This window comes from Occallatibacter sp., assembly GCF_049802275.1.
Lineage (GTDB): Bacteria > Acidobacteriota > Terriglobia > Terriglobales > Acidobacteriaceae > Telmatobacter.
In genome coordinates, this window is the sequence record NZ_JBARMD010000330.1 from 1 (window position 1) to 5,332 (window position 5,332).

Annotated in this window: 4 protein-coding genes; 3 read left to right on the forward strand and 1 reads right to left on the reverse strand. The window is 59.8% G+C overall.

The window, feature by feature from the left end; translation table 11 throughout:
• Positions 1-921, reverse strand: a 921-nt coding sequence (locus tag WA354_RS11480) for an alpha-glucuronidase family glycosyl hydrolase (RefSeq protein ID WP_472813150.1), incomplete at its 3' end; no start/stop codon positions are given.
• 273 nt (positions 922-1,194) lie between these two features.
• Here WA354_RS11480 and WA354_RS11485 point away from each other — a divergent pair.
• The 3 genes from WA354_RS11485 to WA354_RS11495 form a co-directional block, all read left to right on the forward strand.
• Positions 1,195-1,521 (forward strand): PadR family transcriptional regulator, encoded by a 327-nt coding sequence (locus tag WA354_RS11485; RefSeq protein ID WP_472813151.1) that lies wholly within the window; start codon positions 1,195-1,197, stop codon positions 1,519-1,521.
• Between the two features lie 31 nt (positions 1,522-1,552).
• A complete protein-coding gene (locus WA354_RS11490; RefSeq protein WP_472813152.1) occupies positions 1,553-4,183 on the forward strand; it encodes an ADOP family duplicated permease in 2,631 nt (876 codons plus the stop codon).
• Between the two features lie 14 nt (positions 4,184-4,197).
• The coding region (locus tag WA354_RS11495; protein WP_472813153.1) for an ABC transporter permease at positions 4,198-5,332 on the forward strand (1,135 nt) is incomplete at its 3' end.

A 5,332-nucleotide genomic window follows, 5' to 3' on the forward strand; every position in this document is an offset into this window, starting at 1 on the left:
GGCCAGGCTGTTGGCCGCATCGGCCGGCGTGCGGCCGAAGCTGGCGGGCCCGGGTTGGCCCTCCGAGTCGGCCTTGACGGTGAAGCCGGCGAAGTCAGGGATAACGTCGTAGATTTCGTTGGCCTTCGTGGCCCACCAGTTTTTAACTGCGGGATCGAGCGGATCGTAGGTATTGAGGCCGCCGATTTTTTGCGGGCTGGCGATGTCAACTGAAAGAGCGACACGGACGCCGTAGGGTCGCATCGTCTCGGCAATTCTTGAGATGCCTTCGAGCATTTGCGGCGTTAGGAAAACAGCGGCGTTGTTTACGTTGTTCAGGTTGCAGCCGTTGATTCCGATGGACGCCAGCAGACGAGCGTATTCAGCAACGGGGGCGAGGTCGTCGCGGACGCGGCCGTTGTCGAAGAAGATGCTGCGGCCAGCATAGCCGCGCTCGATCGAGCCATCGGCGTTATCCCACTCGTCTACCCAGCGGATAGGCAGGGCCGCGTGTTCGCGCAGGTTGGCCTTGCTCATGTCGATGCCCTGCGCAAGGTCGCGCAGAAACGCGAAGACACCGTAAAGAACGCCGCGATCGCTGCCACCGACGATATCGACTTCACGGACGAGATCTCCACGGCGTACGGAGATAAGGAACTCGTCGGAGTCGAGAGAAGGAACGATGGTCTTGGGTTGTTGTGCGCGCATCTCCGGCGCGGTGGCGAGCAAGATTGTGTTGGGGCCAGCATCGAGAGGCGCGCCGCCCGAGAGCGAGAGCAGGCCGCGGCGGAGTTCAATGGCGGCGGTCTGTTCGACCAGGCTCTGACCAAGAGTGCTGACGCGGGTGGGCACCGTGAGCGGCTTGCCGAGAGGACGGTATTTGAGCCAAGCCTGGGAGGCGGTCTGGGCGATGGCCGGGTGCATGCAGATGATCACCGTCATGATGCAAATGAATTGCAATAAATATCGCCAGATCCCAGGTCTCAAACTCGAATCCTCACCCCAGCGACAAAGACCTGCCGCCGGGGACTCCGAGACCTGGTGCACCCAGCTCTGAGGCGGTCTCGCTGCGATGAGTCTTGATGACCTGCGGATTCTCACGGAATCATTCTAAGCGGCTGACCGTTTGATACCGGGGCCAAGTCTCTGCTTTTCTTGACACGCCTAGCTCTCTAGGCATAGAGTTCTTTGTACCAAGATTTCTAGGGGTAGAGAATGGCGAAGAACGACCTTCAGGGAACACTCGATTTACTTGTACTGAAGACGCTGGATCAGAACGGCGTACTGCACGGCTACGGCATCGTGCTGCACATTCAAAGCGCGTCCAATGACGTGCTCCGCGTGGAAGAGGGATCGCTGTATCCGGCGCTTCATCGCATGGAGCAGAGCGGCTGGATTGCCTCAGAGTGGGCGATGACAGAAACGAACCGTCGCGCGAAGTACTACAAGCTGACCGTTGCCGGCCGGCGACAACTGCAGCAGGCCGAGGAAAGTTTCGATCAACTTGTGAAGGGCGTGCGCGCGGTCCTGCGCTACGCGTAGGGACTGTAAGGACCCAGTGAGGAGGCCACGGATGGCTGCATTTCGCCGTTTTATCAATTTGTTTCGTCATTCCGAAATCGATCGCGAGATCGACGCCGAACTTCAGGCCCACATCGATCTGCGGATCGACGCGAACGTTGCTGCAGGCATGTCGCCGGAAGAAGCGCGCCGCCAGGCCCTCGTGCAATTCGGTAATCGCACCGCGACCAAGGAACGTGTTGCCGGTGCGGATACCGTTCTCGGGCTCAGTGGTATTTGGCGGGACATTCGCTATGCGGCACGCCAATTGCGCAAGTCGCCTGGCTTTTCTGTCACCGTAATTGCGACGCTGGCCATTGGCATCGGCGCAAATGTCGCAGTCTTCAGCAGCATGGATGCGGTTGTTCTCCGGCCGCTGGCGGTGCCGGCAATGGATAGGGTGGTTACCCTGGCTGAACAGCAACAGCAGCGCGACAGCCAATCCGTAGCCCTCGCCGATTTTGACGACTGGGCCCAACAGAGCCGCTCCTTTGAAGAGCTGTCTGTTCGCGAGAGCAGGGACTTCACCTTGACCGGTGCCGGCGATGCCGCGCAGGTTCGCGCCACATCCACCTCCGCCTCCTTCTTCAGTATTCTCCGCACCCAGGCATTTCTTGGCCGTGTATTCGATCAGAGCGAATGCCAGCCTGGCCGCGACTCTGTTGCCGTTCTCAACTACGGATTCTGGCAGCGCCACTTTGGCTCCGATCCAGGCATCCTCGGCAAGAAGATAGAACTCGATCAGCGCCAATACACCATCATTGGCGTCCTGCCGAAAACGATGCAATACCCCGCCGCTACCGATATCTTTTTACCCTTCGCTCCGATCCCGGCTCAGCTTGCCGATCGCAGCAACCACAATTACATGGTTCTTGGCCGTTTGCGTGACGGGACAACAGAGAAAGCGGCGCAATCGGAGATGCGACTCATTGCCGAGAGGCTGGCGAATGCATACCCGGCAACCAACCAGGGATGGACGGCGCGAGTTGAGCCTTTGCTCGATGACATCAACGGCGACATAACGCCTCTTTACTACAAGCTCATCATGGGTGCGACTCTTTTCGTCCTTCTCGTAGTATGCGCAAATGTCGCGAATTTGCAGCTTGCGCGAGGGGTCGCACGCCGGCCTGAAATTGCCATGCGCACGGCTCTGGGCGCGAGCCGCAGGAGGATCATTCGGCAACTTCTCACCGAAAACATCCTTCTTGCCGTCCTGGGAGCTGCCGGTGGAGTGGCCTTCGCTGCTATCTACCTGCACGGGATTCTTATCACCATGCCGGCAAATGTTGCCCGCTATATCCCCGGTTGGTACAACATGTCGATCAATCGCCGTGCCTTGGCGTATTCGCTGCTGCTTGCGGTGGGCGCCGGTGTTGCTGCGGGGCTGGTTCCGGCGGTTGAAGCGCTGCGGATCAAGCTGGTGGAACAACTAAGAGCAGGCTCGCGGCAGTCGACGGGCTCCCGGCGCGCCTATCTGCGTAACGCGTTTGCGGTAGCGCAGATTGCGCTGGCCGTTGCCCTAGTCATCGGTGCTGCGCTTATGGTCAAAGGCATGAACTCCATGCTCCACCAGGCCGACATCTACGGACCGAAGAAGATCCTGACGCTTCGCGTCAATCTTCCGATCAAGCGGTACACAACACCAGAGAAGCAGGCGGCATGGTATATGGAGAGCTTGGAAAGACTTCGCGCAATTCCTGGCGTCACGCATGCAGAAGTCACAGCCGCCATGCCCTATAGCGACACCGCCTGGGTTCGCGACTTCACCATCGAGAACCGTCCGGTAATGCCCGGCAAGATCCAGACAGCATTGAATCTGCCGGTCAGCAGCGGCTATTTCGGAGCTTTTCACATAGCTATTCTTGATGGGCGCGGGATTTCCCAAGGGGACTCAATCCACTCCGTTCCAGTCGCCGTGGTCAGCCGGAATTTCGCTCAACGATATCTCAATGGTGGGAGTCCGCTGGGCCGCCGCATTCGCATGGGTGATCGCAACAGCGACGCCCCGTGGCTCACGATCGTCGGCGTGGCTGAAGATACGAGTTACTCGCAGTGGGAGGAGGATCCCCCCGCGATCTATATGAGTGCTGCACAGGCTCCCACAACCGAAGCCACAATCGCGGTTTTCACCAACGGCGATCCGCTGGCCCTCGCTACTCCGGCACGCAAAGCTCTTGCCTCAATCGATCCGGGACTTCCCGTCGATCCGGTTGAAACCTATGCGCGCCTTGTGCGCGACGACATGGTCGGCCTCATCTATGCCGCTGTGATGCTCCTGATCGATGCGGTGATTGCGCTGCTGCTTGCGGCCCTCGGCATCTTCGGGGTGATGGCCAATATGGTGGGCGAGCGCACCCGCGAGATTGGCGTGCGGCTCGCACTGGGAGCACAACGTGGAGACGTTCTGGGTCTGATTCTGCGGCGCGCCTCATGGCTTACTGGAGCCGGCATCGGCATTGGCCTCGTGCTTGCCTTTGTGCTCGCGCATCTCGTCGCGAACTTGCTGCGCGGCGTGAGCCCCAACGATCCGGTGGTGTTCACGGTCATCACGGTCACGATTGCTGCCGCGGCAATTGGATCCAGCTGGATTCCTGCCCGGCGCGCTGCGCGCGTCGATCCCATGCAGGCGTTGCGCGCCGAATAGAACAGGAGAATACGATGGCCCTCTCCCGCCGCTTCGCCAATTTGTTCCGCCGCTCTACGGTGGATCGCGATATTCACGCCGAACTGCAGGCGCACATCGACCTGCGCGTTGATGCGAACGTAGCGGCGGGTATGACTCCGGAAGAAGCCCGTCGCGATGCGTTGTTGCGGTTTGGCAATCCCACGGTGGCGAAGGAGCGCGTCGCCGCTTCAGACACGACGCTCAGCCTCGCCGATCTGGGCCGCGATATTCGCTATGCGGGGCGCCAGTTGAGACGTTCGCCGGGGTTTGCGCTGACCGCCATTCTTACGCTGGCGCTGGGCATCGGCGCGAACGTGGTGGTATTTGGTGTGCTCAATGCGATGCTTCTGCGGCCGCTGAATGTAGCAGGAGCGGATCGTTTGCTTGAGTTGGCCCACGAGAGGCCGGGCGATGACAACCAGTCCTATCCGGACTATGTGGACTTCAAGGCACGCAGTTCGGCTTTCACCGACATGGCGGCGTATCGACTGGGATACGCCGGCATGAGTTCCGGCGGAAACGCTGAGAAGACGTGGGAGTACGAAGTATCGGGCAACTACTTCGACATGCTTGGGGTGCAGCCGCAGGTTGGCCGGTTCTTTCACACAAGCGACGAACATGGCCCCAATTCAGCGCCGTATATTGTGCTGAGCGATGCAATCTGGCACAGGCGATTCAATGCCGACCCGCGAGTCGTGGGCATGACGGTCGATCTGAACAAGCATCCATTCACCATCGTCGGAGTTGCACCGAAGGGCTTCCACGGAACGGAGATATTTTTCTGGCCGGAATACTGGATACCGATGGTGAACGAAGCGCAGATAGAGGGCTACAGTTTTCTGACCAAGCGCGGAAATCACGGCATATTCGTGATTGGCTCGTTGAAACCGGGAGTCACACCGCGACAAGCTGAAGACAACCTCATCGCTGTTGCACATCAGATGACGCGGGAGAACCCGGCGGACGATGACGGGCTCACTGTGCGCCTGGTGAAGCCCGGCCTTCTGGGGGACACGCTTGGCGGTCCGGCACAGCCGTTTTTGGCCGCGATCATGGGACTGGCGCTGCTGGTGTTGCTGGCTGCGTGCGTCAACCTTGCGGGCATCTTCGCTGCACGCGCCGCTGATC